Source organism: Polaromonas sp. P1_G2 (assembly GCF_056405515.1).
Genome location: NZ_JBFUBY010000020.1, coordinates 1 through 26,696 on the forward strand (window position 1 = coordinate 1; position 26,696 = coordinate 26,696).

The 26,696-nt window shown below is 65.6% G+C and carries 23 protein-coding genes; 12 read left to right on the forward strand and 11 right to left on the reverse strand.

Annotated elements, in window-relative coordinates:
- The 6 genes from AC1D0P_RS03905 to AC1D0P_RS03930 all read left to right on the forward strand — a co-directional run.
- Positions 1 to 178: ester cyclase (locus AC1D0P_RS03905; protein ID WP_477675514.1), on the forward strand; the 178-nt coding region annotated here is incomplete at its 5' end.
- An 18-nt stretch (positions 179 to 196) separates the two neighbouring features.
- Complete coding sequence (locus AC1D0P_RS03910; RefSeq protein WP_477675494.1) at positions 197 to 1,120, forward strand: NADP-dependent oxidoreductase; 924 nt, start codon at positions 197 to 199, stop codon at positions 1,118 to 1,120.
- 39 nt (positions 1,121 to 1,159) lie between these two features.
- Positions 1,160 to 1,630, forward strand: coding sequence for an ester cyclase (locus tag AC1D0P_RS03915; RefSeq protein ID WP_477675495.1), 471 nt, complete (start codon positions 1,160 to 1,162; stop codon positions 1,628 to 1,630).
- A 134-nt stretch (positions 1,631 to 1,764) separates the two neighbouring features.
- Positions 1,765 to 2,523 carry an SDR family oxidoreductase gene (locus AC1D0P_RS03920; protein ID WP_477675496.1) on the forward strand — a complete coding sequence of 253 codons (759 nt, stop codon included), beginning with the start codon at positions 1,765 to 1,767 and terminating at the stop codon, positions 2,521 to 2,523.
- Positions 2,450 to 3,331: an AraC family transcriptional regulator gene (locus tag AC1D0P_RS03925; protein ID WP_477675497.1), complete on the forward strand. Its 882-nt coding sequence runs from the start codon at positions 2,450 to 2,452 to the stop codon at positions 3,329 to 3,331. The genes AC1D0P_RS03920 and AC1D0P_RS03925 overlap by 74 nt, the downstream gene beginning before the upstream one ends.
- Before the next feature lie 71 nt (positions 3,332 to 3,402).
- Positions 3,403 to 4,101, forward strand: a complete 699-nt coding sequence (locus AC1D0P_RS03930; RefSeq protein WP_477675498.1) for a B3/B4 domain-containing protein — start codon at positions 3,403 to 3,405, stop codon at positions 4,099 to 4,101.
- A 144-nt stretch (positions 4,102 to 4,245) separates the two neighbouring features.
- Here AC1D0P_RS03930 and AC1D0P_RS03935 read toward each other — a convergent pair whose 3' ends face one another.
- Positions 4,246 to 4,836 (reverse strand): DUF1439 domain-containing protein, encoded by a 591-nt coding sequence (locus tag AC1D0P_RS03935; RefSeq protein WP_477675499.1) that lies wholly within the window; start codon positions 4,834 to 4,836, stop codon positions 4,246 to 4,248.
- A gap of 103 nt (positions 4,837 to 4,939) precedes the next feature.
- Positions 4,940 to 5,191, reverse strand: a complete 252-nt coding sequence (locus AC1D0P_RS03940; RefSeq protein WP_436155460.1) for a hypothetical protein — start codon at positions 5,189 to 5,191, stop codon at positions 4,940 to 4,942.
- A 173-nt stretch (positions 5,192 to 5,364) separates the two neighbouring features.
- On the opposite strand from AC1D0P_RS03940, the gene AC1D0P_RS03945 reads away from it, so the two are divergent.
- The 3 genes from AC1D0P_RS03945 to AC1D0P_RS03955 all read left to right on the forward strand — a co-directional run bounded on the left by AC1D0P_RS03945 (position 5,365) and on the right by AC1D0P_RS03955 (position 7,345).
- Positions 5,365 to 5,802, forward strand: coding sequence for a universal stress protein (locus tag AC1D0P_RS03945; RefSeq protein ID WP_436155459.1), 438 nt, complete (start codon positions 5,365 to 5,367; stop codon positions 5,800 to 5,802).
- Positions 5,803 to 5,901: 99 nt separating this feature from the next.
- On the forward strand, positions 5,902 to 6,297 hold the full coding sequence (locus AC1D0P_RS03950; protein ID WP_477675500.1) for a MerR family transcriptional regulator: 396 nt from the start codon (positions 5,902 to 5,904) through the stop codon (positions 6,295 to 6,297).
- A 49-nt stretch (positions 6,298 to 6,346) separates the two neighbouring features.
- Entirely contained in the window at positions 6,347 to 7,345 is a 999-nt protein-coding gene (locus tag AC1D0P_RS03955) for an aldo/keto reductase (protein ID WP_477675501.1), read from the forward strand.
- 2 nt (positions 7,346 to 7,347) lie between these two features.
- Here AC1D0P_RS03955 and AC1D0P_RS03960 read toward each other — a convergent pair whose 3' ends face one another.
- The 5 genes from AC1D0P_RS03960 to AC1D0P_RS03980 form a co-directional block, all read right to left on the reverse strand.
- Entirely contained in the window at positions 7,348 to 8,616 is a 1,269-nt protein-coding gene (locus tag AC1D0P_RS03960) for a sensor histidine kinase (RefSeq protein WP_477675502.1), read from the reverse strand.
- A gap of 7 nt (positions 8,617 to 8,623) precedes the next feature.
- Complete coding sequence (locus tag AC1D0P_RS03965; RefSeq protein ID WP_477675503.1) at positions 8,624 to 9,331, reverse strand: response regulator transcription factor; 708 nt, start codon at positions 9,329 to 9,331, stop codon at positions 8,624 to 8,626.
- A 39-nt stretch (positions 9,332 to 9,370) separates the two neighbouring features.
- On the reverse strand, positions 9,371 to 10,174 hold the full coding sequence (locus AC1D0P_RS03970; protein ID WP_477675504.1) for a MipA/OmpV family protein: 804 nt from the start codon (positions 10,172 to 10,174) through the stop codon (positions 9,371 to 9,373).
- A 465-nt stretch (positions 10,175 to 10,639) separates the two neighbouring features.
- A complete protein-coding gene (locus AC1D0P_RS03975) occupies positions 10,640 to 11,533 on the reverse strand; it encodes an MBL fold metallo-hydrolase (RefSeq protein ID WP_477675505.1) in 894 nt (297 codons plus the stop codon).
- A 15-nt stretch (positions 11,534 to 11,548) separates the two neighbouring features.
- A complete protein-coding gene (locus AC1D0P_RS03980; protein ID WP_477675506.1) occupies positions 11,549 to 11,923 on the reverse strand; it encodes a nuclear transport factor 2 family protein in 375 nt (124 codons plus the stop codon).
- A 109-nt stretch (positions 11,924 to 12,032) separates the two neighbouring features.
- On the opposite strand from AC1D0P_RS03980, the gene AC1D0P_RS03985 reads away from it, so the two are divergent.
- Entirely contained in the window at positions 12,033 to 12,953 is a 921-nt protein-coding gene (locus AC1D0P_RS03985) for a LysR family transcriptional regulator (protein ID WP_477675507.1), read from the forward strand.
- 44 nt (positions 12,954 to 12,997) lie between these two features.
- Here AC1D0P_RS03985 and AC1D0P_RS03990 read toward each other — a convergent pair whose 3' ends face one another.
- Positions 12,998 to 13,924, reverse strand: coding sequence for a hypothetical protein (locus AC1D0P_RS03990; protein WP_477675508.1), 927 nt, complete (start codon positions 13,922 to 13,924; stop codon positions 12,998 to 13,000).
- A 324-nt stretch (positions 13,925 to 14,248) separates the two neighbouring features.
- Here AC1D0P_RS03990 and AC1D0P_RS03995 point away from each other — a divergent pair, with 324 nt between their 5' ends.
- Positions 14,249 to 15,967, forward strand: coding sequence for a ShlB/FhaC/HecB family hemolysin secretion/activation protein (locus AC1D0P_RS03995; RefSeq protein ID WP_477675509.1), 1,719 nt, complete (start codon positions 14,249 to 14,251; stop codon positions 15,965 to 15,967).
- 102 nt (positions 15,968 to 16,069) lie between these two features.
- Positions 16,070 to 25,192 (forward strand): autotransporter-associated beta strand repeat-containing protein, encoded by a 9,123-nt coding sequence (locus tag AC1D0P_RS04000; protein ID WP_477675510.1) that lies wholly within the window; start codon positions 16,070 to 16,072, stop codon positions 25,190 to 25,192.
- Positions 25,193 to 25,273: 81 nt separating this feature from the next.
- On the opposite strand, the gene AC1D0P_RS04005 is transcribed toward AC1D0P_RS04000, so the two are convergent.
- The 3 genes from AC1D0P_RS04005 to AC1D0P_RS04015 all read right to left on the reverse strand — a co-directional run.
- Positions 25,274 to 25,867 (reverse strand): putative glycolipid-binding domain-containing protein, encoded by a 594-nt coding sequence (locus tag AC1D0P_RS04005; protein ID WP_477675511.1) that lies wholly within the window; start codon positions 25,865 to 25,867, stop codon positions 25,274 to 25,276.
- A 135-nt stretch (positions 25,868 to 26,002) separates the two neighbouring features.
- Positions 26,003 to 26,353 (reverse strand): hypothetical protein, encoded by a 351-nt coding sequence (locus AC1D0P_RS04010; RefSeq protein WP_477675512.1) that lies wholly within the window; start codon positions 26,351 to 26,353, stop codon positions 26,003 to 26,005.
- Positions 26,354 to 26,425: 72 nt separating this feature from the next.
- Positions 26,426 to 26,696 (reverse strand): DTW domain-containing protein (locus AC1D0P_RS04015; protein ID WP_477675513.1); only part of this gene is annotated, 271 nt, incomplete at its 5' end.

A 26,696-nucleotide genomic window follows, 5' to 3' on the forward strand; every position in this document is an offset into this window, starting at 1 on the left:
CACCGGCACCCACCGCGGGCCGCTCTTCGGCATTGCGGCCACCGGCAAAAAGGTCAGCTTCCGCATCCATGAGTTCCACGAATTCGAGGGCGACCGTATCAAGCGGACCTGGCACCTGGAGGACTGGTTCGGCCTGTTCCTGCAGCTCGGCGCTTTCCCCGCGCTCAACAACAACTGAGCCATCGGGAACCAAGCCATGAAGACACTTCGTATCCTCGAATTCGGAAACCCCAGCCTGGCCGTGCTGGACGACGTCCCGGCGGCCGAACCGGGCCCGGGCCAGGTCTTGCTGCGCATCGAAGCCGCGAGCGTGAACCCGCTGGACCTCAAGATGCTGGCCGGGTATATGCAGCAGGTGTTTCCGGTGAGCCTGCCCTACGCGCTGGGCACCGACCTGGCCGGTGTGGTCCGGCAGGTCGGCCCCGGCGTGGCCGGTTTTAAACCCGGCGACCGCGTGGTGGGCCGCCTGGAGCCCACCGCCGGCGGTGCGTTTTCGCAGGCGGCCGTCGTCCCCGCGGAAGCCCTGAGCCTCGTGCCGGCCGACATGAGTTTCGAGCAGGCCGCCGCATTGCCGACGGCCGCGGGCACGGCCTGGCTGGCCCTGTTCGGCGCCGGCAAGCTGCAAGCCGGGCAGCGTGTGCTGGTCCATGCGGCCGCGGGCGGTGTCGGCAGCTTCGCCGTGCAGTTCGCCCGGCAGGCCGGGGCGCATGTCATCGCCACCGCCTCGGCGCGCAACCTGGGCCTGGCCGGGGAGCTCGGCGCCCACGAGGTGATCGACTACCAGCGCCAGGACTTCGCCGGCCTGCTGCGCGGGGTGGACCTGGTCCTCGACACGGTGGGCGGTGACACGCTCGAACGTTCATGGCAGGTGCTCGCCCCCCAGGGCGCGGTGGTCAGCACCGTCGACTTCGCCGTCAAGCCTCGCGGCAGCCAGCACGGCTCCTTTGTGTTCTTCAACCACGATGCCGCGGCCCTGTCCCGCATCCTGGAAAGCTTCAAGGCCAAGCAGCTGCAGATCGTGCTGGACACGATTCATCCGCTCGATGACGCGCGCGCCGCGCTGGAGCAGGTGGCGGGCGGCCACGCCCGCGGCAAGGTCATCGTGCGGCCCTCGCACTGAGGCGCTTGCCAATCCATTTACCCACACGGAGATCAACACATGAAAAAAACACTCACGGCCCTCGCCATGGCAAGCGGCCTCGCCGGTGCGGTCCAGGCCGCCGACCAGGATGTGGTCCAGGCGCTCTACAGCGACGTGCTGAGCGGCACCACCAGCCCCGACCTTCCGGCACGCATGGCCAGGGTGCTCTCACCCGACTGGCGAAGCATCGGCGACTACGCGAGCCCGGTGAAGACGCGGGACCAGTTCCTGGCGCAGCTGCAGCGCGTCGGCAGCGCCCTTCYCAACCTGAGCTGGAAGGTCGAAGAGATTTTGCAGGTCGGCAATCGTTTTGTGGTTCGCGGCCGTGCCACCGCCACGCCCGTCGCTCCCTTCATAGGGGCGCCCTTCACGGGCCGCGGCTTCGAGATCATGGCCATCGACATCCACACCGTCGAGGACAACAAAATCGTGCTGAGCTACCACGTGGAAGACTGGCATGGGGCTGTCGAGCAGCTCCAGCGGCACTAAAGCCGCGCGAGCGTGCAGGGGCGATCAAGGGCCCACGCGCTTGTCAGCGCATTCCCACTCCCCAGGGCTACACCGGCTGTCACCGAGCCGCCGCGCCCGCCGCGAGCATGGAAGTTTTCAAACAGGAGATTCCCATGCACATCATTCTTGGTGGAACCGGGCACGTCGGCTCGGCACTCGTTAAACGCCTGATCGAAGCGGGCGAGCCCGTCACCCTTGTCACACACGACCCCGATAAGTCCGGCAGGGCCGGCAAGGCCAAGCACGAAGTGCCCCAGCGGGCCAAGGTCGCGCTGGCCGACGTCCATGACGTACCGGCCCTGCGCAAGGTATTCCAGCAGGGCACGCGGCTCTTCCTGCTCAACCCGTCCGCCGCCCCCTCCGTCGACACAGATGCCGAAGAGCGCGCCACGGTGAGGTCCATCATCGAAGCGCTGCAAGGCACGCGCCTTGAGAAGATCGTGGCCGAGTCGACCTACGGCGCGCAGCCCGTCGAGCGCGCGGGCGACCTGGGCATTCTTTACGACATGGAAAAAGCCCTCGAGGCCCAGCCCATTCCCTTCAGCGTGATACGCGCGGCCTACTACATGAGCAACTGGGATGCGTCGCTGCAGACGGCGAAGAAGGAAGGCGTGATCGACTCCATGTTATGCCGAGATGACGCGCCTCACGYGCGACCGGCCCTATACCGCCGATGCCCCCGTGCGCGGCCGCACCACGCTGCGCGCCTATGTGCAGGCGCTGGTGGGGCGGCAGGCCTGACGTCGCGGGCCTTGCGCGGCATAGCGCAGCGGCCCGAGGGCTGGCATCATCCACCCCATGCCCACATCGCCCCCGCACCAATGCCGCGTCCTGGCCACGCCCTGGGAAGGCGTGTACGGCACGCACATTGAAAGCGCCCGCCACTACCGCCGCCATTCGCATGCCGTCTTCGGCATCGGCCTGATGGAGCGCGGCGCGCAAAAATCCGCCAGCGGCCGCGGCCAGGTCGAGGCCTATGCCGGCGACATCATCATGTGCAACCCCGGCGAGGTGCACGACGGCCAGCCGCTGGGCAGTCCCTCGCGCCGCTGGCGCATGCTCTACCTGGAGCCCACCGCCATGGCCGCCGCGATGGGCGAGCCTGGCGGCGCGGCCGGGCTTGAACTCACCCAGCCCGTCGCGCAGGACCCGCGCCTTCGCCTGGCCTTGCATGAGGTGCTGGACCAGCTTCAGCACGGCGGCGGTGGGAGCGGCCCGGTTGCATCAGCCCACGCGCTTGCCTGCGACGAGGCGCTCGCGCGGGTCTTCGCCTTGCTGCCGGGCCGCCACGCCTTCGCCCCGGCGGCCGTGCCTTCCGCAAAATTTTCCAGCGCCGCCACCGTGCGGATACGGCGGGTGCGCGATCACCTGGCCGCCGACCTGTTCRTGCCGCCCACGCTGGGCGAGATGGCGCTCGCGGCCGGCCTCAGCAAATTCCAGCTGCTGCGGCATTTTGAAAAAGCCTTCGGCCTCACGCCCCACGCCTGGCTGCTGCAGCAGCGCGCCGAACGCGCGCGCGGCCTGATACGCGGTGGCGCCGGCCTGGCGCAGGCGGCCGCATCCTGTGGTTTCGCCGACCAGAGCCACATGACGCGGCTGTTCACGCGCCAGTTCGGTTTTACGCCCGGCGCCTGGCAGCAAGCGACGGCGCGCAACACCGCCAAGGGCGCGCTGCAATAACGTTCAAGACGCGGGCCGGCCGCAAGGGGCAGACTGCGCAGTGTTTCATCCCGACCACCGGAGCGCCGCGCATGTTCTTTCGCCATTCAGAAGCCCTCTGGGCCGAGCACCCCGAACTCGTGCCCGGCGTGCTCTATGCCGACGGCATCAACGCCAGTGCCGACGTGGGCCCGCAAGTCGCCCGCTTCAACGCCATCGCCGCGTCCCGCCTGGCGCAGGGTAGCGAAGGCGAGTTCCCCGAAGTGCAAGCCTGGCGCCGCACGTTTTCAAAAATGGGCCTCAAGCCCACGCAATACCGCTGCGCGTCCGAATCGCTGCTGCGTCGCTTCCGCAAGGAAAACGCCCTGCCGCCGCTGCACCCGCTGGTGGATTTGTGCAATGCCGTCTCACTCGCCTTCGCGATCCCGATTGCCGTGTTCGACGTCGACAAAGTCTCGCAACAGTTGGAGGTGCGCCATGCCACTGGCAGTGAGAACTACCTGAGCTTCGGCGCAGAGATCGAGCATCCGGAACCGGGCGAGGTGGTCTTCGCCGATGCCGCCGAACCCGCCAACGCTCATGCGCGCCGCTGGACCCACCGGCAAAGCGGCCTGTCCGCCGTGAGCGCCGGCACGCGCAGCGTGCTCATCGTGGCCGAAGCCCTGCATGTGTCGGCTGCGGAAGATGTGGGCCGGCTGGTCGGCACCCTTGCGCAGGAAGTGGCGGCCGTCTGGCCCACTGAGCCGAGGACCCAGCTGCTGAGCCGGGTGTCGCCGCGATTTGAGTTTTAAGCCTCCCCCGATTTAGCTCCCTCCCCCACTGGGGGAGGGCGGGGGTAGGGGCCAGCAGCCTTCGATAGACGCTCAGCGAAATTTCAAGCGCCGCCGGCCCCCATCCCAACCTTCCCCCAGCGGGGGAAGGAGAAAAGCGCAGCCTCAAGGCTGCTGCTTATTCACAAACCCAATCACCAGGCCCCGGGCCGTCACGGTGATGCTGCCCGGCTGCACGCCCATGCTGTCGGGCAGCGCCAGGTCTTGTGACGTGAGGGTGTGCAGCACCGCGCCCTGCAGCGCCTGTTCCGCCAGCTGCGGCCCGTAGCTGGCCAGCAGCATCGAGGCCTCGGGCGGCAGGCCCTCGAATTGCAGCGCATTCACGCGCAGCTCGTGCGCGCGTATCGTCATGTCGCTGGCCTCATAACGCAGCGCAAAGTCCAGGTCGAAGGTGCCGGGGTAGGCGCGCCGCAGCGCCTGGCCGCCGGCTTCCACCGCCATCACGGCGCCCAGCCGGTTCTGTTCGGGGAGCATGCGCAGCCGCGGCGCTTGCACCGTGAGGTCCATGATGCCCTGGGCGCGTTTGCGCAGCGGAAAGCGTTTGGCAATCGCATCCTGCAACTGGGCGGTGGTGACGGTATAGCTGGGCTGGGCCTGCGCGCCGGACAGCGCCAGCCAGGCCGCGCCGCCCAGGGCCAGGCGGGTGGAGGCGGCCAGCAGCCGCCGTCGTTGCATCAAAGGGTGTGGGTTCATCATGGCTTCGATGCTGCATCGAGGGATTGGTTTCCCGCGTCAGCCAATGCCGCCATCCAATGGAAGTGCGCGTAAAGTTCACGCGCCCGAACGTAACAAACGCTGGCTAGCGCCCCACCACCGACCAGCCGGCCTTCTGGTTGGTCTTGTCGTTCTCGTATTCCCAGGCCGTGCCGCAGCGGTCGCATTTGTAGCGCGTGATGGTGACCAGGCCGTGGCGCCGCGTCTCATGGCGCGGGTCGCCTTGCACCAGCTCCGGGTGGCCCGGCGCCTTGCGCCAGTTGCGCTGTATGCCCGCGCAGGAGTCGCACAGCTCCATCTTCTTGAGTTCCTGTTCGCGCTGGGGGTCTTGGGTCATGGGCTGCTTTTGTCGTGGAGTCGTTGTGAAATCGGTCGGAGTCCCCGATTGTCGCCTGTGCCTTTCCTCGCCGCCAGGGTGGCGACCACGTTGGCGCAGGGGCGATCATTTGACCGTCCCTTACGGCAGGCCTATTCTGGAATTGCCCAGTCACTTCATTCGGGAGATACACCATGTACAAGCGAATTTTGCTGGCTTACGACGGTTCCGAATCCGGCCAGAAAGCCCTGCTGGACTGCCGCGAGATCGCACAGTGGAGCGGGGCCGCCTTGACGCTGATCGCCGTCACGCCGCTACAGCGGCAGGTGGTCGCCGCCGAAGGCGTGATCTACGAACAAGGCATCGCCGACCAGGAAAGGGAACGCTACAGGGGCATCCTCAACGACGGCTTGCGCCGGCTCATCGAAACCGGCCACGAGGCCAGCGGCGAAGTGCTGTACGGCGAAACCGTCGATGAAATCGCCCGCTACGCCAAGCAGACAGACGCCGACCTGATCGTGGTCGGCCACAAGCACCTTGAGGGCTGGGCCGCCCGCTGGTGGCGCGGCTCGGTCTCCAAGTCCCTGATCGCGCAGGCGCCCTGCAGCGTGCTGGTGGTGATCACCCGCTAAGGCGAGGCGCGGGCCCGGTCCGCCCCAATCGGCCGGTCAACAAAAGGGTTTCCAAAGAGGGCTTGACTTCGAGTGCGCTCGAAGTTTTAAAGTCCTCACATGTCCGACGCACCCACCCTTTCCTTGAGCATCGCCGAAGCCGCGGAAGCCTCCGGCCTCAGCGCCTACACCCTGCGCTACTACGAGCAAATCGGCCTGATCGCCCCCATAGGCCGGCGCAGCGGCGCGCGCCGCTACAGCGACGCCGACATGCGCTGGCTGGATTTCCTGGTGCGGCTGCGCGCCACCGGCATGTCCATGCGTGACATGCAGCGCTACGCCCAGCTGCTGCGCCAGGGCAATGCCGCCGCCAGCGTGGCCGAACGTCAGGCCCTGCTTGAAGCGCATGCCGAGCGCCTGGAAGCCGAGATACGCGCCCAGCGCGAAACCCTGGCCTACATCCGCAAAAAAATCCGCCTCTATGAAGAGATGCGCACCGAACCCAAGCGTGCGTGAATTCTTCTGGAACCACTTCACCCCCTCATTTAAAAGGACAAAAAACACCATGATCAAAACCCGTACCCTGGGCCGCAACGGCCCCCAAGTTTCCGCCATCGGCCTCGGCTGCATGGGCATGAGCGAGTTCTATTCCAACCGCGACGATGCCGAATCCATCGCCACCCTTCACCATGCGCTGGACCAGGGCCTCAACTTCCTCGACACCGCCGACATGTACGGCCCCTTCACCAACGAGCTGCTGATCGCCAAGGCCATCGCCGGCCACCGCAAGGACGTGTTCATCGCCACCAAGTTCGGCATCACCCGCGACCCGAACAATGAAGGCGTGCGCGGCGTCAACGGCCGGCCTGAGTACGTCAAGGCCAGTTGCGATGCCAGCCTCAAGCGCCTGGGGATTGAGCAGATCGATCTTTATTACCAGCACCGCGTCGACAAGACCGTGCCCATTGAAGACACCGTCGGCGCCATGGCCGAGCTGGTGAAAGCCGGCAAGGTACGTTACCTGGGCTTGTCCGAAGCCTCGGCCGYCACCCTTGCGCGCGCCTGCAAGGTGCATCCCATCGCCGCGCTGCAGAGTGAATATTCGCTGTGGACGCGCGACCCGGAATCTAACGGCGCCCTGGCCGCCTGCCGCGAGCACGGCGTGGCCCTTGTCCCCTATTCGCCGCTGGGCCGCGGCTTCCTGACCGGCGCTTTCAGCAAACCCGAAGACTTGCCCGCCGACGACTACCGCCGCACATCTTCGCCGCGTTTTGCCGAAGAGAATTTCCAGCGCAACCTGGCCCTGGTGGATGCCGTCAAGGACCTGGCCGCGGCCAAAGGCGTGACCGCGTCGCAAGTGGCGCTGGCCTGGGTGCTGGCCCAGGGCGAAGACATCATCCCGATTCCCGGCACCAAGCGCCGTACCTACCTGGACCAGAATATCGGCGCGCTGGATGTGGTGCTCAGTCCCGCCGAGCTGGCCGAGCTCGACAAGGCCTTCCCGCCCGACGCCGCCGCCGGCCCACGCTACCCCGCGTCTTATTTGAGCATGGTGAATCCCTGAAGCTAGAAGCGGATCTCCACCACCGAGCCTTTGCTCACCGCCGACGAAATGGCCCGTGACCATTTGAAGCGCTCGCAGATCCGCTTCGTCAAAAACAGCCCCAGCCCCCGGCCGCCGCCAGGCTTCATCGACGTCTGCAAGGCCGCGCTGTAGCTGCGCGCGGCCTCCACCGCGTCGAAGCCTTCGCCGGAGTCGGTTACCCGCAGCCGTTGCCGCGTGAGGCTGACCGTAACCTCCCCCTTCTGCGTGTTTTCGGCCGCGTTCCTCAGAAGGTTGGCAATGACGATCCTGAGCATCGCTTCCGGCGCATTGACGGAAAGGCTCACGCACTCCACCAGCACAAAGCGCGCGGGCTTGAAGGCCAGCAGGTGCTCATGGTCCTGCATCAGCTCCTGCAGGATCAGGTCGACCCGGGTGCTTTCCGTCCTCGCATGGCCGTCCGGCTCGCGCGACAGGTAAAGCAGGGCGCCCATGGTTTCGGTCAGGTTGTCGACCGTGCCGCGAATCCGCTCCAGCGGCCCTTTGGCCTGCGCGGGAAGGCCCTGCTTCGCCAGCACGTCCACCGCACCGCTGATCACCGCGACCGGCGTGCGGAACTCGTGGCTGGCCTGGTCCAGCAGGCTGCGTTCCCGCTCGATGAAACGCTCCACCCTTTCCAGGTGGCGATTCGCCTGCACCGCGATATCGTGCAGCTCCGCCTGCGGGTAGTCGACCGACAGCCGCTGCGAGGGCTGCTCCGGGTCCAGCGCTTCCATGCGCTGCGCCAGGGCCCTGGCCGGCTTGCGCAGGCTGCCGTGAAGCCAGAGCAGCGTGGCTCCGACCAGCGCCAGGTTGACCAGCACAAAGATCAAGCCCCCAACGCCCACCGTGTTCTGCAGCTGCTCGATGTCGGTCATGTCGATGACGGTGACCACGCGGCCGTCCGCGACCGGTGTGACCAGGGCCGCGTAGTCGTACTCGTCAAACCGGTCCAGGTCCTCTTCGCTGTAGAACCCGGCGGGCAGCGCGGCCAGGTAGGGCGGCATGCCGGCGGGCAAGGCCGCGCCGTTCTTGAGGTGCCATCCCTTGTAGGCGCCCTGTGTCGGCAAGGGCACGGGCGTGTTGCCCGTGCTGCCGGCGATGTAGTGCTGGGTGGTCGAGCGCAGTATCTGCTCCCACACCGGGTGGGTGATCATCACCTGGCCGAAGCCGACCGACACAGTGACGCCCAAAGCCAGCAGCACCCCGAACGCGACAAACAGCGCGCTGATGCGCCAGTGCAGGTCGAACATGCGCGGTTTATTCGCCATCCTGCACCCGCAAGCTGTAGCCCTGCCCGAGCACGGTGTGCAGGATTTTCGGCGCGCCCTCGCCATCGACCTCTTTGCGCAGCAGGTGCATGTGCGACCTCAGGATGTCTTTGTCCAGCGTGCGCTCGCCCCAGATCTGAGACTCCAGGTGTTCGCGGCTCACGATGTGCGGCGAGCGGCGCATCAGCACCTCCAGTATCTGCCGCTTGATGGGTGACAGCGACAGCTCGCGGTCTCCCCGGGTCACGACCAGCGACTGCAGGTTGAAGCGCAGGTCGCCGACCTCCAGCACCTGCCCCGGCGCCTGCGCCGCATGGCTGCGCGTCACCAGCACGCGCAGCCGCATTTCCAGTTCAGGCAGCGCGATGGGTTTGACGAGGTAGTCGTCGGCCCCGGCTTCAAAACCCTGCAGCTTGCTGTCCAGCTGGTCCTTGGCCGTCAGCATGATCACCGGCGTCCTGGACTTGAGTTCATCCCGCAGCTGCGTGAGCATGGTCAGGCCGTCCATGCGCGGCATCATCCAGTCCAGCACGATCGCGTCGTAGTGGTTCGCCTGCACCATGCCCAGGCCGGATTTGCCGTCGGGCGCGGCGTCGGGCTTGTGGCCGCAGGCTTCCAGGTAGTCGTAGATGTTCGCCGCCATGGGCGCGTTGTCCTCGACGATCAGGATGCTTAGCGGGCCTTCAATCATGTCCATCTTGGTTCTTTCGCGCGGTGGTGCGCTGCGCGGCGGGTGTCAGAATTTCCGGGAGACCCCGACAAAAACCGAAGTTACCCCATTTGCGTCCCTGTCCACCAAGGGGCTGTTGCGGATTTTGCTCGGCAGCGCGCTGTAAGACAGGCCGCCCGCCAGAATCCACTTGTCGGCGAAGGGCCGCATCACCTCCACACCGACACGCGGGATCACCGCGCTGCCCGGCTTGTAGTTCACCACACCGCGTGCGACTTCCGTGTCCAGCGTCCCGTAGTAATAGTTGGCCAGTTTGGCCGAGTAATGGCTGACCGCGATGTTGGGCGTGATCGTGGTCGACCCCCACTGCAGCGGATAACCGTATTTGGCGGACGCCTCGTAGCCTTTGCTCGCGCCCGACACATCGGCCTTCAGCGCCAGCTCCACCACGCCCATCTGCCCCTTGAAGGACCCGGCAATCCCCAGGTCCAGGCCGCTGTCGCGGTCTTCCAGCAGGTTGCGGTTGATGCCCCGGGCCGCAAGCTCGGCCACGCCGAAATCGTCTTTCTTGATGCCGGCCAGCCGGGCGCCCAGCGTGGCGTCAAATGTGAAACCGTCGCGGCTGAGCAGGTGGTAACCGCCGCTGATGCCGCGCCAGAAGAACTTCTCGCCCTGGTAACTGACCAGCGGCACCGCGCGCAGCTTGGCGCTTTCCCCCGCGTAGATGTCGGTCCTGGCCGCCACACCGAGGCCCAGGCCCCAGGGTGAGGCTCCCGGCTCGGGCTTGGGCTGCGCGTACGCGCCCGTGGCGCCCATGAGCGCCGRCAGCAACACCACACCGGCGGGAACAACAACAGATTTGCGCTTCATAGGAAATTCCTCTTGGACGGTTTTTGGAAAAAAGGCGCCGGCGGACCGCCAGGCTGGACGCACTGTGCCGCGCCGCTGTCGCGGAGATGTCGCGGCCGGGATGCGGTGTGGAAGCACGCATCGCGACATCGCGGCGACAGCAAGCGCCCACCATCGGCGCCTCTGCTTCCCGTTTTCAAAACCGCACACACCAAGATGACTAAACGCCAAGCCCGTCCTTACGCCGCACCGTTCCCAGCCGCGAAGCCCGCAGCCCTTGCCCGCGCCGAAGCAAGCCCCCGCTCGCCCAGACACGACCCGTCCGCCACGGCCGCGCTGCCGCTTTTTTCGATGTTTTTCCTGGGGGCGTGGACCGGCAAGCCCGGCGCGGGGCGCGGGCGCAAGCGATGAAGGTGGCCGCGCGCAACAGTGCTCAGCCAGGTTCGTGACAACAGAACCGGGAACCGGCCCGCAGGCACCAGTTCATCAGACGGGCGTGAACCGATACCCGCCGGCTTGCCTTGTGACGTATCCGATGCCTGGGAACTCCAGGTGGGCGCCGGCGATGAAGTGGCCGGGATTGGCCGAACGCTGCAAGAGGCGCAACCTGGATGCGCGCGCCTTGTCCTGGTCGGCATCAAACTCCCAGGCCAGCTCGGGCCGGTCGAACTGCGCCGCAGGGACGTGGACGGTATCTCCCCAAACCAGCAAAGTGCTGCCGCCGCTTTTCACCTCATAGGCTGTGTGCCCGAGCTCGTGGCCCAACGCGCTCACCGCCGTCACCGACCGCCCGATCCTGAACCCATCGCCGATGGCGACGCGCAGGTTCCGAAACCGCGCAAGCCGGTCTATCCCGTCGAAAAGGGGTATCGCCTGCGAGGGGATCAACAGCCGCTTGAGCTTGGGGAAGGCGTTCGAGCCGTCAGCCGCCACCAGCCCGTTCACGTGGTCCTCATGTGTATGGGTAATCGCCACGGTGTCCACCAGGCGGGGATCAACGCCCGCCTCTTGCATGGACTGGAGCAGCCCGCCCATCGTCGGCTCCCAGGAGTCCGCCGCACCGGTGTCGACCAGGATGTGGTTTTCGCCGTCGATGATCAGGAAGGCATTCACGGACAGCCGAAGCTTCCCGTCCACCAGCGGGATCGATGGCGGCAGATCTCCCTGGAACGGCTGCCCGTCGGGCTTGCGAAGGCGCGTGGTGGGCATGTCCACGTAGCCGTCCCGCAGGGCGATGACCGTCGTCTCTCCCAGGGTGAACCTGACGAAGTTCTGTCCCGCCCCGGTCCGCTGGAGCCTGCCGGCATTTCCGGCAAAGCCTGCCTTTCCACTCGACGACGGTGTGCCATCCATCGCGGTGTCTTCCCTGGCCTTGCGCATCCGCAGCTCCGCGCTTCAGTCGAACGTACGCGCGATGAAGGACGCTTTGGTGCTTATCAGCCAGCGGCCCTCCACCTTGTGCATGACGAAGTGATCATTGAACAGTGTCTTTCCAATCCGCACCCTCACCGTTGCCGTTGAAAGGCTGTCCGAGATGTTCTCCATGGAGAGGATCGCCTCATCCTTGGGCGCGCCGGTGGATTGGGGACTCGGCCTCCCGTGGATGAGCGCCGCATAGTCCGGCGACGACAGGGTTTTCAGCTGGCCTTCATGAAGCCACTGGACAAGACAGCTCGGGTGAAAGACCTTGTTGAAGTCGCGGCTCTTCGGCTCATAAGCCAAGTTGAAATAGTCCTCGATCAAAGCGACTACGGCGTGGGTCTGGGTCATGGTCATTGCTGGCTTTCTTCCATCATTGAAAGACCCGTATAGTGAAGAATTCCCTCGTCGCCGGCTACTGCGAATCGCTTATCGCTGCCATTACAGGAACACATAGATCATGGAAGACCTCGATGGAGGATTGGTGAGTGGCTTGCTTGCCCTTGCTGCCGTAGCCGAATCAAAAAGCTTTGGCCGTGCCGCATCCCGCCTCGGCAAAACCCAGCCCGCGGTGAGCCGCGCTGTCCAGCGATTGGAGGACCGCCTGAGCGCGAAGCTTTTGCAGCGCACCAGCCGGCACGTTGAAGTGACCGACGCAGGGCATGCCTTGTTGTCAAAGGTGCTGCCCTTGCTCCAGGGGATTGAAGAGGCGGCTGCCGGCGCCTCGGGCGAGACCTCGGCCGTCAACGGAACACTCCGTGTGGCCTGCGATGCTGCGTTCGCCCGCCTTGTGCTGGCACCCGAGCTGGCCCGGTTCCTGAAGGACCACCCGGCTCTTCAATTGAAGCTGGAGACCCGGAACGATCTCTCGGACCTGGTGAGCGACGGTTTTGATCTCGCGATACGGTTTGGGCCGCCATCCGTTTCAAGCCTGGTCTGCCGCAGGCTCTACAGTCCGCGCGTCCTGACTGTCGCCGCGCCGTCCTACCTGGACCAACGCGGCCGGCCGAAGTCGCCGAAGGACCTGGTCAATGACGGCCATGAATGCATCCAGGCCATCGACCCGGCTACCGGCAGGCCCTTCGACTGGGAGTTCTGGCGCGGCAATGAGAAGGTCAAAGTGGCCGTGACCGGGAACCTGACCGTCACGGATGCCGGAACCAAAATTGGGGCCTGCCTTGCGGGCTACGGGATCGCCCAGGTCATCGACCTCGGGATCGACACGCACCTGCGTGCGGGCACACTGGAGCCGGTCCTGGCGGACTGGCCTGGCGAGACCTTCCCCCTTTACGTCTACTACCCCAGCCGGAACCACGTGCCGGCCAAGGTAAGAGCGTTCATCGACTTTGTTGCCGGCATGATCCAGCAAGCCGGGTTGTGACGGACTTTGGGGTGGAGCGCTTCAAGTAGGGCAGGGTTGCCCGTCTACTTGTCCCCGTCCAGAAAGTAAGGCGTGTCCTGTATCGCCGCCAGCGGCAGGTAAAAGGTTTTCAGCGGCACCAGCGGCGGCGGTTTCACCGACGTCGAGCTTCCGGCCGCCGCGCTTGCTTCTTCGCCGCCCCCTTCCGCGGGGCGCCTGGCTTCGGCCTGCAGCGGGCGTTTACAGGCTGAGCGTATTTTTTCCAGGGCTTTTTCCGGCACCTCCTTGCGCTCGCCAAAGCGGCTGCCGTCCATAAACAGCACATCGTCTTTCAGCGTGGCCGACATGTTCAGCGGCGGGCTGCCAAAGGCGGGGTCGTAGCCCACGCGCAGCGTGTTCGCATCACCGCGCCGGTACTGCACCACGCGCAGCCGCCTGGGCTCTCCGTTGGCATCCACCTCCGCGTCGCCGATGTAAAAGTAGCGCACCTGCGCCGCCGGCATCGGCGGCAGCTTGTAGCTTGAAGACCAGCCCTTATGGCCGTCCTTGAAGAGCCGGCGCAAGCTGGTGGGCAAGGCCTCGTCGCTGCCCGTGGCAAACGCGACCGACACCGCGCGAGACAGCGAATGGCCATGAAAGTCAAACTCCACGCCCTCTTTCTGGCCTGCCACCGGCCGGCCAGGGATTGGGAAGACGGGGAAGACCGCGCCGTTCAGCCGTACCTCTTGCAGGCGCACACCGTTTCCCTCGGCCTGCCAGCGCCCACCGGCCAGCATGTTCATCGAGCCGCCCCTGAAGCCAAAACAAAAGGTGTTGTCGTCCAACAGCACCAGCTGCGCACGCGAATCGACCGAGTTCTGGCTGTATTCACCCACATAGGGCTGTTCAGCCGGGGTCAGGGCATGCGCGGCGGCCAGCGGCAGCAAGCCGAGGGCGACGGCGGCAAGCGTGGTGCAAAACGGCTGGGAGGGGGAAAGGGAGAGCGGGCGCATGGGCAGTCAGTCCGGTAGGCGAAGCCATGGAATGTATTACACCGGGGCGTTGGATTGAAGATACAAATTGATACAAATAATGAGGGCCGAAGTAAGGCTTGGCGCGAGGGCAATTTCCAGGTTTTCCTGGAGCCGGAGGACGTCGTTTCAGAGGGAAATCAGTGCGGCCCGCCACAGTTGTGCAGAAACGGTATGTCCCACGATCATGGGATTGCTGAAATACATTTTGAAACATATAGTACGTTTAGATAGGGTTTAACCCTCATCGGAAGCCCTTGATTAGTGCTTTCTTCTGATCCCACGGCACTCCGTACGAAAGAGAAAATGTTGTTGCGCAGCCCCAAAACCCGCCACAGAACACTGCTTGTTCTGGTCTCTTCCCTCTACGTCCTGCCTGCAGTCGCACAACAGCTTCGCCCCGACGCCGGGACCCTGCTGGAACCCAACCGGCAGATTCCCACCGTTCCCGCCACCGGGGGCACTGCTCCGGTAGCCGTGCCTCAAGCGCCGGCCGCCACGGGATTCGACAGGAGCGTGCAGCTCACCCCCGCAGCCTTCCGCTTTCAGGGCAACACCGTTTTTAACGAGGCACAGCTGGCCGGCATAGTCGCCCCGTTTGTCGGCAAGCAGACCGGCATGGAAGGCCTGTTCGAAGCGGCAGCCGCGGTTCGGCGCTACTACCGTGAGCATGGCTACCTGCTGACGGAAGCCTACCTGCCGGCGCAAAAATTTTCAGAGTCCGGCGGCACGGTGCTGATCCAGGTGCTGGAAGCCCGCCTGGGCAAGGCGCGGGTCGTCATGGAAGGTTCCGGCGTTTCGGAAGCACTGGCCACGCAAATCGTGCAGACACAGCTGGTACCGGGCAGCCTGATCACCGTCGACCAGCTCGAAAAACCCGTTCTGCTGCTGCGCGACCTTGCCGGCATTGAAGCCACCGCCACGGTTGAGCCGGGCGCCGCCGAGGGCGAGGCCGACATCGTCGTCAGCGTCAAGCCCGCGGGCCCGAAGTTCGCCGCCGTGGTCGGGCTGGACAACATGGGCGCACGCAGCGCCGGGCGCATACGCACTTATGTCGATGCCAGCGTCAACAACCTCACCGGCCGCGGCGACGTGCTGTCGGCGCGCGCGCAGGTCTCCGAGCGTTCCGGCTCGGAGCTCTACCGTCTCGGCTACAGCACCACCGTCGGCGGCTACGCCACCAGGCTGGGCGTCAATGCGGCCCGTGCTGAATACACATTGGGCAAGGAGTTCGCCGCCCTCGGCGCCAGCGGCCAGGTGGACGTGCTGGCCTTCTCGGTCACGCAGCCCATCATCCGCTCGCGCACAGCCAACCTCTACGCCGAACTTTCCGCCGAGCGCAAGACCCTTGCCGACCGGACCACCACGCCCGCCACCGCTAACGACAGGCGGATCCATAACCTGCGGCTGGGTGTCGTGGGCAATTTCATCGACCACATGGGTTCCGACGCATTCAGCAGCTACGCGGTGAGCCTTACCCGCGGATCGCTACGCATGGATGCGGCCACCCAGGCGCTTGACCAGAGCGTCTTCGGCCTGCGTACGGCGGGGTCCTTCAGCAAGGTCAACGTTGAGCTGCAACGCACCATGTTTGTGTCGGCAGCCGGGCGTGTCAATGTCGCGGTGCAAGGGCAGTACGCTTCCAAAAACCTGACCTCCGCGGAAAAGTTCTCGCTGGGCGGCCCCACCGGCGTGCGCGGCTACCCCATCGGCGAGGCACTCGGGGACAACGGCGCAATCGTCACTGTCGAATACCGCCACCAGCTGCCCGACCTGGGCACAAAAATCCCGCTCTTCGGCTCCGTGTTCTACGACTGGGGCAAGGTCAGGTTCAACCGTGCAGGTTCTCCTTTCGCTACGCCGGCTACCCAGACGCTCAGCTCCGCCGGTATCGGCCTGTCCGCGGGCACGGTGGGCGACTACCTGGTCAGCAGCCACCTTGCCTGGCGCACCGGCAGCGCGGTGCCCACGATGGAGCCCGACAAAAAACCGCGGCTCTGGCTGTCCCTCCAGAAGTGGTTCTAGCCGCACAGGCCATAGCCAACCGCAGCTAGCCGCAGCCAGCCCCAGCCTCTCTTTCTCTCTTCTTTTCTTTTAGCCAGTGCACTCCTTACGTTGGAGATACCCATGACCCCCTGCCAAGCCCCGCGCGTTCGCCGTTACCGTTTTTCCGTTCGTACGGTGGTCGTCCGTCTTTCGCGAAAGCTCAGGGCAACCTACCGCATCCGCACGGGGCCCTGGCTTTCGCATTTGCTGGTGGCCGTGCTCTCAGTGACCCTGCCTTCGCTGGCCAGGGCACTGCCGCAGGGCGCCGTGCTCGAGGCCGGAGCGGCCACGGTCAGCACCCCTACCGCGTCCTCCATGGYGATCAACCAGACGACGTCCAAGGCCGTGCTGGGGTGGCAGGCCTTCAGCATCGGCCAGGGGCAGTCGGTCCAGTTCATCCAGCCCAACGCGGCTTCGGTGGCCTTGAACCGGGTGTGGGGCGGTGACGTTTCTTCCATCTACGGCAGCCTGACTTCCAACGGCCAGGTCTTCCTGCTCAACCCCGCGGGCGTGGTGTTTGCACCGGGCGCGCAAGTGAATGTGGGCGGCCTTGTAGCGTCCAGCCTGAACCTGAGCAACGCCGATTTCATGGCCGGCAAATACCAGTTCAACCRGTCCGGCGGCACCGCCGGCAGCGTCGTGAACTACGGAAATATCCAGGGCGGCTACGTGGTGCTGGCGGCTCCCAACGTTGCCAACCACGGCACCATCTCGGCGCCCGGCGGCTCCGTGGGGCTGCTGGCCGGCTCGCGCGTCAGCGTCGATCCCACGGGCGGCGGCCTGGTGAAATTTTCGGTTGACGCGGCAGCGGTCGATGCGGTGGCCTCGAACACGGGAACCATCATGGTGGACGGCGGCAAGGCCGCGGTGCTGGTTTCGTCCTTGGGCGACACCTTCTCCACCGTGATCAACCAGAGCGGCGTGATCCGCGCCAATTCCATCTCCAACCAGAACGGCACCATCGTGCTGGACGGCGGAGCTTCCGGCATCGTCAAGGTCAGCGGCACGCTGGAGGCCAGGGGCGCACAGGCGGGCGAAACCGGCGGCACCGTCAAGGTGCTGGGCGAGCGCGTGGGGCTGATGGACGGAACAAGAATCGACGCCAGCGGTGACGCGGGCGGCGGCACGGTGCTGGTGGGCGGCAACTTCCAGGGCAAGGGGACGGAGCGCAATGCCAAAGTCACCTTCGTGAGTGGCGATGCCAGTATCGACGCCAGCGCCAAAACCACCGGCGACGGCGGCAAGGTTATCGTGTGGGCCGACGGCACCACGCGTTATGCGGGCAACATCAAGGCCACGGGCGGGGCGGTGAGCGGCAATGGCGGGTTTGCCGAAGTGTCGGGTAAACAGACGCTGGAGTTCACGGGCGGTGCTGATCTGAGCGCGTCGGCCGGGGACTTGGGCACGCTCTTGCTTGACCCCCTGGACATCGTCGTTGGCAACGGTGGCGCCGCCACCCCCGCGACCATAGCATTTACAGACAATCCCGGCGCCACCACAAACATCAAGGCCTCAAACCTGGCGGGGCTGAATGCCGCCATTCTCTTGCAGGCAACGAATGACATTACCGTCAACACCGCCGTTACCCTGACCAACCAGAACTTTGTTGCCCAGGCGGGCAATAACGTCAACGTCAACGCGGCGATTTCCACCGGTACCGGCATTATTTCGCTTGAGGCCGGCAAGATCGCCAGCGGCTCACCCAACGCTGCAGGCAAGGTGACGGTCAATGCTGCATTGAGCGGCAACTACGTCTCGATTTCGACCGACTCCGCCTCCGCTGTCAATGTGGTGGCAGCCCCCGTGACGGCTTTGAACGACATCAACCTCTTCGCCAACACCAGCCTGGCCGCCGGAGCAAACCTCACTGCAGCGAACCTGAACATCAACACGGGTTCGAGCAAGACCGTCACATTGGCCTCCTCCAACGTCATCGGGAATACGACCAACGTCGTCATCGACGCGAACAGCAACTTCGCGATGGGCGCGTTCAGCGACACCGTCGGCACCGTCACCGTCACGAACGGCAACATCACCGGTGCCGGCGGCGTGCTGACCGGCACCAGCTTTGCCGTTGAAAGCGGCAGCATCAGCGCCATCCTTGCCGGTACGGGCGGCCTGACCAAGACGAGCACCGGCACCGTGACGCTGTCCGGCGCCAACACCTATACCGGCGCGACGCTGGTTTCCAACGGCACGCTTGCAGCGAACAACAACAACGCATTGGGAAGCGCCGCGGCCGGCACGACTGTCAGTTCCGGCGCAACCCTGAGTCTGGGGAACATGACCAGCGCGGAAGCGCTTGACATCACCGGCACGGGCTACACGGGCCAGGGCGCAATCCGCATCGCGGGAGTGGACACGGCAACATTGACCGGGGCGATCAACCTGAGTGGCGCCTCCACCATCACCAACGCATCCCTCGGATCGCTCACGCTAGCCGGCAACATCACCGGCACCAACAACCTCACCTTCAACGACACTGGCGTCACCACCACGGTCAGCGGGGTGATCGGCACGGGGACGGGTGGGGTCACCAAGTTGGGCTCGAGCACGCTTATCTTTTCCGGTGCCAATACCTATACCGGCGTGACCAACGTCAACGCCGGCGTCCTGAGCGTGGCGGGGGGCCTTGCGATTCATGACGCCGGCAGCGTGGTTCTGAACGGCCCTGGTGTGCTCAATCTGGTGAACAGCGAAACAATCGGCTCACTCGCGGGCTCGCTCTCCAGCGTCGTCGTGTTGAATGCAAACACCCTGACGACGGGTGGCAACAACACGTCGACCACCCACTCCGGCATCATCACGGGTGGCGGCGGTGTGATCAAGCAAGGTGGCGGCACCTTCACCCTCACGAGCGCTTCAAGCTACAACGGCGGCACCACCATCAGCAACGGCCAGCTCACGCTAAGCAATGCCACGGCCGCCGGCACGGGTGCCATCGCGGTCGGCGGGAACACCCTGAACATCGCCAACGTCGCGGTTGCCAACAATGTGAGCGTGGGTAACGGCACGGTCCGGGGCACCGGCGCAAGCGCGGCCCTGAACGGCAACCTGACCCTGACCCTCGCCGGCGCAGGCACGGTTGATGCCGCGCTGGCTGGCGACGCCCTGACGGTCAATGGTGTCGCGGCTGGCGTAGGAAGTCTCACCAAGACAGGGGCCGGAACGGTGACCCTCGCCGGAACCAATACCTACACCGGCGCGACCAACGTCAACGGCGGCACGCTGCGGGCCAGCAACACGCAAGCCTCGACCGCCTACACAGTCAATACGGGAAGCACGCTGGCTCTCGGCGCCAGCGATGTGCTGGCGAACACAGCCACCATTGCCGTCAATGGCGGCACGTTTGCCATCGACGGTTTCAGCGACCAGGTTGCCAATGTCACGCTCACCAGCGGCGCTATCACCGGCGTTGGCGGTACGCTCACCGGTAGCAGCTACACGGTTGAATCTGGCACGGTCAGTGCGATCCTTGCGGGTGCCGGCGCATTGACTAAAAACACCTCCGGTACTGTCGCGCTGTCGGGCGCCAACACCTACACGGGTGCTACCAACATCAACGCCGGTGTCTTGAACATCCAGCACGCCACCGCTCTTGGCACCACGGGCGGCGCCACCACCATTGCTTCCGGCGCCGCGCTGCAGCTGCAGGGCGGCATCACGGTAGGCGAGGCCATCACAGCCACCGGCACCGGCATCAGCAACACAGGCGCTATCCGCAACGTCGCCGGCGCCAACACCTTGACGGGCGCGATCACCTTGGCGGGAGCGAGCAGCATCAATTCGGATTCCAGCACGTTGAGCATTAACGGCGGCATCACGGGAACCAACACCGCGCTGACTCTAGGTGGCAACGCCAATATCCAGATTGGGTCGGCTATTACGACGGGTACAGGCACCGTTACCAAGGTCGACGCCGGGAACGTGACGCTCTCGGGTGCCAACACCTACACCGGTGCGACCACCATCAACAGCGGCACGCTTCAGTTGAATGGCGGTAACGCCATCAATAACGCGGGCGCTGTCGTCGTGAACGCCGGAACGCTACAACTGAATAACAGTGAAGTCATTGGCTCGCTGGCCGGCGCTGGCGGCACGGTGACCTTGGCCGCAAGCACCCTCACCACCGGCGGCGACAACAGCTCGACCACGTTCTCGGGCGCCATCTCTGGCCCCGGTAGCTTGATCAAGCAGGGCACGGGCAATCAAACCCTGGCTGGTGCATCCAATTACAGCGGCGGCACCACCATCAGCAACGGCCAGCTCACGCTGGGCAACGCCACGGCCGCCGGCACGGGTGCTATCGCAGTCGGCGCGAACACCCTGAGCGTGGAAGGCGTGACGGTGGCCAATAGCGCCAGCGTCAACGGCGGCACGATTCGCGCCACGAACGGCATCATGACCGGCGCGGTCAACCTGATCGGCGACGCGACGCTGGCCACCACCGCGGGCGGCAACTCGCTGGTCATGTCCGGCGTTATCAGCGGCAGCGGCAATGTGACCAAGACGGGTGCGGGCGCCACGGCACTCACGGGTAGCAACACCTACACCGGCACCACAACGGTCAGCGCGGGCACGCTGAGCGTGGCCGGGAATGCCCTGGCTGACAATGCCGCGACGACGGTTGCCGCGGGCGCGACGCTGACACTGGCGGGCGCCGAGACGGTGGGCTCATTGGCCGGCGCCGGCACGGTAACCCTGGGCGCGAACACCCTCACCACCGGTGGCGACAACACCTCCACCACTTACTCCGGCATTGCCTCCGGCACGGGCGGCCTCACCAAACTCGGCGCAGGCACCATGACCCTCTCGGGTGCCAACACCTTCACGGGCGCGACGGCGGTCAGCGCCGGCACGCTCAGCGTGAACGGCTCGTCGCTGTCGGACACGGCGGCCACCACAGTGGCTGCAGGCGCGACGCTGARCCTCGCGGGCAGCGAGACGGTGGGCTCGATCGCGGGTGCGGGTAACGTCGTTCTCGGCGGTGCGCTGACCGCGGGCGGCGACAACACCTCGACGACGCTGTCAGGCATCGTCTCAGGCGCAGGCGCCTTGAACAAGGTTGGAACGGGCGCTCTCACGCTCACAGCCAACAACACCAACAGCGGTGCCGTCAACGTCAACGCCGGCAGCCTGGTCATCAGCGGCCCAGCCGCCGGCGTCGGCAGCGGCGCGATCACCATGACCGGATCGCTGCTCGTGAACGATGGTGCGGTGGTGAGCAACAACATTTCCGCAGCGGGCGGCAGCACCTTGGGCAACACCTCGGGGACGGGTCGGATCAACGGCAACGTGGCCTTGACCGGCAACGCCACACTGTCCGGCGCCGGCACCGGCCTGGACGTCTACGGCAGGATCAGCGGGGCCAACCAGGTGACGACGGCCGGCAACGTCATGGTCGCCAACGCCAACACCTACAGCGGCGGTACCACCATCGGTGCCGGCAGCGTCTTCACTGTCTGGAATCACACCGGCGCGGGCACTGGCGCGATCGATGTCGGATCCAACACGCTGGTGCTCATTGGCGGCACGAACATGGCCAACAGCGTCAGCGTCAACGGCGGCACCATCCGCGGCACGACCGGCACCATGACCGGCGCGGTCAACCTGATCGGCGACGCCACACTGGCGACTACCGCGGGCGGCGACACGCTGGTCATGTCCGGCGCCGTCAGCGGCAGCGGCAACGTGACCAAGACGGGCGCGGGCACCACGACACTCTCGGGTAACAACAGCTACACCGGCACCACAACGGTCAGCGCGGGCACGCTGAGCGTGGCCGGGAATGCCCTGGCTAACAATGCCGCGACGACGGTTGCCGCAGGCGCGACGCTGGCACTGACGGGCGCCGAGACGGTGGGCTCATTGGCCGGCGCCGGCGCGGTGACCCTGGGTACGAATACCCTCACCACTGGTGGCGACAACACCTCCACCATCTTCTCCGGTGTTGCTTCGGGAACCGGTGGGCTGACCAAAACCGGCACGGGCACGCTGAACCTGTCCGGCAACAGCTCGTATACCGGCAGCACCACCGTGAATGCCGGCACACTCCAGGTCACCGGCACCAACGCGTCCTCGGCCATCGCCATCAACAACACCGGCACACTGCGCCTCGGCGCGGCTAATGTCCTCGCCAACACGGCCGGCGTGACGATTGCCACCGGCGGCACGATGGACCTGAACGGCTTCAGCGACACCGTCCTCACCGCGGGCATCAACGGCACGTTGACGGGAACCGGTACGCTGCAGGCCACTACCTACAACATGAACGGCGGCACCGTGGCCCTGGGCTCCGCCCTTGGCACCGGCACGCTGAACAGCACGCTGGCGTCCACCTTGAACGGCACCGCCGCCGTGACAACCGTCAACGTCAATTCCGGCACGCTGACGCTGGGCAACACGGCCAACCGGCTCACAGGCGCCGGAGCCGCCATCACGATTGCCGGCGGCGCCACGCTGAACACCGGCGCGGCATCGCAGAACCTGGGCGGTGGCACTGCTGTCGTCGTGAACAACGGTGCACTGGTCACCACGGCCGCCATCGGCGCGACGTCCGTGGCGGGCACGGGCACCGCCAGCCTGGGCGGTGGCGTCTTCACCACCGGCGCACAGACATACGGCGCGGTCACGCTGACCAACGACGCCGTCCTGGCCGGCAGCAATGTCACCGTCAACGGCGCCGTTAGCGGTGCCAACACCCTTACCGTCAACAGCACCGGGGCCACGGCCTTCAATGGCGCGGTCAACATTGCCTCATTGGTGACGGACGCCGGCGGCACGACAAGCCTGGGCAATGTCACGACCACCGGGCTACAGAACTACGGCGACAACGTCACCCTGAACGGCAGCTACGCCACCACCAACAGCCTCTTCATCGTTGGCGGCACCACCACCCTGGCGGGGACCTCATCGGTCAGCACCGGCTCAGGCGCCATCAACTTTGGCTCTACCGTGGCCGGCACCGGCGGCACCGAGTCTTTGACCACCACCAACACCGGGCCCCTCAGCTTTGGCGGCGCCATCAGCAACCTCAACAACCTGACCATTGCCGGCGGCCCCACGGCCGTGTCGCTGCCCACCACCACCTTGAATGGAACGCTTGACGTCACCACGAGTGGCGCCCTGACGCAGACCGGCGCGCTCACGGCCGCGGTGGTGCGCGGCACAGCGACCGGGCAGTTCAATCTCGGCAACGCCGGCAATGCCATTGCTTCGCTCGGCCCGATTTCCGGATCTGCCGTGACAGTGGTCGACAGCGCTTCCGGGTTGTCCCTGGCTGGCCCCGTGACCGCAACTTCGGGCACTGTGGGCATTCAGACCAGCGGCGGCACCCTGGCCATCGGCGCCAACGCCGTGCAAGGCGCCACCGGCGTCTCGCTGACCGCCCTGGGCGCAAACGGCGACATCACTTCCGCCGCGGGCGGCACGGTAACGGCAACGCTCGGCAACGTGGCCATGAGTGCAGGCAAAAACATCACCCTGGGCGCTGCCGTCAGCGCCAACGGGGCGGGTGGCACGGTAGCACTCGGCATTGGTGGCTCAACCGCCGGCGCGTTTACTACCACGGCCGCCATTGCGTCCACCGCAGGCACCACCATCAGCGGTGGCAGCAACGCCGACAGCTTCGACTTCAGCAGTGCGCCCGCCTTCAGCGCAACCGTTTCCGGCGGCGCGGGCACCAATACGCTCACCGGCCGCAACACCGCTGCGTCCTACACCCTGACGGGCGCAAACGCCGGCAATGGCGACGGGCTTACCTTTACCGGCATCAACACCTTGACCGGCGGCTCGGCCAATGACACCTTCACCCTTGCAGCCTCGGTGCCCACTTTCAACGGCACCATTGCAGGCGGCGGCGGCACCAACACACTGGCCACCACCGACGGCACCAACGCCTGGGCCGTCACGGGCACCGATACGGGTACGCTCAATACGAGCACCGGCTTCAGCGCCATCAGCAACCTCTCGGGCGGCACAGGCGCCGACACCTTCACCTTTGCCGATGCGGGCTCTGTTGCCGGAACGGTTGCAGGCGGCGCAACGGCCTCGGTGGACACGGTTGACCTGAGCGCGAAAACAGGGCTTGTGGCCATCAACACGCAAACCGGCGTGGCCACGGGCTCGGCAGGCACCAGCGGCATTGAAGCCTTCATAGGCAACGGCGCCAACACCACCCTCACCAGTGCGGCGTTCAGCCTCACCGGCGCCAACAGCGGCACGGCCGACGCAGGCATTGCCTACAGCGGCGTTGCCAACCTGCAAGGGGCGGCCGTGGCCAACACCATCGCCGGCAACGGCGGCAGTGTCACCGGCACCATCACCGACGGCGGGGCGGGCACAACCCTCTCCGGCACCCTCACCAGTACCGGCGCGCAAACCTACAACGGCCCTGTCACCCTGGGTGCGGCCACCACGCTTGCCGCTGGCAGCGTCAACCTCACCGGCACGGTGGGCGGCGCACAGGCTTTGACGATCAACAGCAGCGGCGCCACCACCCTCGGCGGCGCCGTCAACGTGGCGTCCCTGGCGACAAATGCGGCAGGTACCACCTCCATCGGAGCCAACGTCACCACCACCGGCGCCCAGAGTTACGGCGACCCCCTCACCCTGACGGGTAACGCGGTGTTGGCCAGTACCGGCGGCGGCGCCATCGGCTTTGCCAGCACCGTCAACGGCCCGCAGACATTGACGGTGAACACGACGGGTGCCACCAGCTTTGGCGGCACTGTCGGGGCAAGCACCGCGCTGACCTCGCTGACCACCAACGCCGGCGGTACCACCAGCCTGGGCGGCAACGTCAAAACCACCGGCGCGCAAAGCTACGGCGACAACGTGACCGTGTCACCCGGCGTTAATGTGACCAGCACCGGCGGCGGCAACATCAGCTTCCTGGGCACCCTGACAGGAGGCGTCACCATCGCCACCACCGGCACCATCGTCCAGCCGCCGCCACCGCCGGTGGCACCCGCAGCTGCTGCAGGAAGCCTTGCCGGCTCCGATGCTTCGCGGCTGACCAGCGTCATCGCCGCGGCAGAAGGTGACCTGGCCAATGGCGGCAGCCGTGAAGAAAAGTCACTGCCGGCCGGCAATACACTGCTTCGCTCCCTGGCCGACTTGCAGAAGATGAAGGCGCCGCTGGACTTTGGCGCCGGCACGATTCTCCGCTCCACCTGTTCATTGGATCAAGGCGGCTGCCAGTAAGCGGATGATTTCAGGCGCGGGGACAAGCGGGCCTGCCGGCTCGCGCGCCCGGGTGCAAGCGCGAGCGCCTGTTTCAGGACTTCAGGCCTTCACGCGCCGGAACAGCTCCGGATAGTCCAGCACGATGCCGTCTTTATCCACCGGCAGCTCAGCCTTGAAGCCGCTCCCATCCAGGTTCTCGAAAAGGTAGAGCCTGTCGCGCACGCGCGTGTAGGCCTGTGGCTGTGGCTTCACCGTCAATTCCGTCCCCAGCACCCAGGCCATGCGAAAGCTGCGCCGCTCCCCCACCGCCAGGGGCTCGCGAAGAATGGGAAAGCTGTTGGTAAAAGGCGTGGGCCAGATGTCGATGTCCAGGCATCCGTCCAGATCAGCCAGCGGCCGGCCCTCGCCATCCTGCCAATGGCCCTTGCCGTCCGTGCGCAGACTCAGCAGCCGGTTGATGCCGGCTTTGGCCAGAAAGAAGTCAGCACTGCGAAGCTGCCAGGCCTCGTCCCAGTAAAGCCTGTAGGCCAGGCGGAAGGGCTCGTCATCTTCATCGACCGCCAGCACCACGCTGTCGGCCTGGCCCTGCGCCAGCAGCAAATGCTCCAGCCCCAGGCCCGGCGAAGCAGGGTTCCACGTGGGCTGCCAGCAGATCGTTCGAAATGAAGGAGAGGTTTCGTTCACCATGGGCATGACCCTTTCGAAGGGCAACCATTGTGCGCCGGGCAAGCGCTTGGCTGCCAGTGCCCGCGCCCCGAGACTTGTCTACAAACGTAAGCCGCGCAAACGCTGGTGCGCTGCGTCTTCCCGGCTCAGCGGCGGTGGCTGCTACGCGGCAAAGTGCGAGGCCACAAAAATCAGGCCTAGCAGCCCACCCCACAGCAAGGCCGTCACCAGTCGGTTTCTTTCGTTTTCATGGTGCGTGAAGAACAGATGGCCTAGCAGGCTGGTGATGCCTTTGAAACCAAACAGCAACCCTGTGAGGGAGGCTGCCCCCAGATACACCCCATGCACCCACAGCGGAATCGACAAGAACACATAGGCCATGCCGCGCGACGGATACACCAAGTACATGCCAAGGAGCAGCGAAGCCTCAAAAACCGGCACGGCTACCAGCGCGGCCAATAGCCGCCAGCCCAGGCCTTCGCTTTCATCCGCTGCCGAAGGCCGCTTGCGCAAATATGGGAGTCGGTTCATGGCCAGGTATTGGGTTGTTTTTTGTGACAGTGTGAACTATGCGGCACCAGGGCGCTAGCCAGGCAAACGCAGGCCGCGCAGTCGCTGGTGCGCCGCATCTTCCAGATCCAGCGGCTGCTGCTGCTTGGCCTTTAGGTAGTGGTTGGTGAACACATCAAGGTAAGCCTCCAGCGTCTCGGCCACATGGACCTCCCCAGCCAGCGCCAGGCACAAAGCCGCCACTTCCGAGGTGCAGAAGTGCTCGTCGCGCTGCGAGCGCCTTAACTTGTAGCGCGAGAGTTGTTCGCTCTGCAAACTCAGCACCGGCAGCTTGTCGAGGTAAGGG